Annotated in this window: 1 rRNA gene; it reads right to left on the bottom strand. The window is 50.1% G+C overall.

From position 1 onward, the window contains the following. Positions 1 to 1,120, bottom strand: a 16S ribosomal RNA gene (locus B8963_RS15805); the annotation flags it as partial. Between the last annotated feature and the right edge of the window lie 3 nt (positions 1,121 to 1,123).

Here is a 1,123-nt window from a genome sequence, read left to right as displayed (position 1 = left end):
ACATGCTGGCAACTAACGACAGGGGTTGCGCTCGTTATAGGACTTAACCTGACACCTCACGGCACGAGCTGACGACAACCATGCAGCACCTTGTAAATTGCCCGAAGGAAAGTCTATCTCTAAACCTGTCAATCTACATTTAAGCCCTGGTAAGGTTCCTCGCGTATCATCGAATTAAACCACATGCTCCACCGCTTGTGCGGGCCCCCGTCAATTCCTTTGAGTTTCATTCTTGCGAACGTACTCCCCAGGTGGGATACTTATCACTTTCGCTTGGCCGCGCAGTCCGAAAACCACACAGCTAGTATCCATCGTTTACGGCGTGGACTACCAGGGTATCTAATCCTGTTCGCTACCCACGCTTTCGTCCATCAGCGTCAGTTAATACTTAGTGACCTGCCTTCGCAATCGGTATTCTATGTAATATCTATGCATTTCACCGCTACACTACATATTCTAGCCACTTCAATATAACTCAAGACCGCCAGTATCAAAGGCAATTTTACAGTTGAGCTGCAAACTTTCACCCCTGACTTAACAGCCCGCCTACGGACCCTTTAAACCCAATAATTCCGGATAACGCTCGGACCCTCCGTATTACCGCGGCTGCTGGCACGGAGTTAGCCGGTCCTTATTCTTACGGTACCGTCATCAGTCTACACGTAGACCTTATTCTTCCCGTATAAAAGCAGTTTACAACCCATAGGGCAGTCTTCCTGCACGCGGCATGGCTGGATCAGGCTTCCGCCCATTGTCCAATATTCCTCACTGCTGCCTCCCGTAGGAGTCTGGTCCGTGTCTCAGTACCAGTGTGGGGGATCTCCCTCTCAGGACCCCTACCCATCGAAGTCTTGGTAAGCCGTTACCTTACCAACTAACTAATGGGACGCATGCTCATCTCTTACCGTAACCTTTAATATAATGCCGATGCCGACTCCATATAATATAGGGTATTAATCCAAATTTCTCTGGGCTATCCCCTAGTAAGAGGTAGATTGCATACGCGTTGCGCACCCGTGCGCCGGTCGTCAGCGGAGCAAGCTCCCTGTTACCCCTCGACTTGCATGTGTTAGGCCTGCCGCTAGCGTTCATCCTGAGCCAGGATCAAACTCTTCATCGTTGT

This window comes from Cellulophaga tyrosinoxydans, from assembly GCF_900176415.1.
Lineage (GTDB): Bacteria > Bacteroidota > Bacteroidia > Flavobacteriales > Flavobacteriaceae > Cellulophaga > Cellulophaga tyrosinoxydans.
The sequence above is the reverse complement of the archived record's forward strand: the minus strand, read 5'-3'. Positions and strand labels throughout refer to the sequence as shown.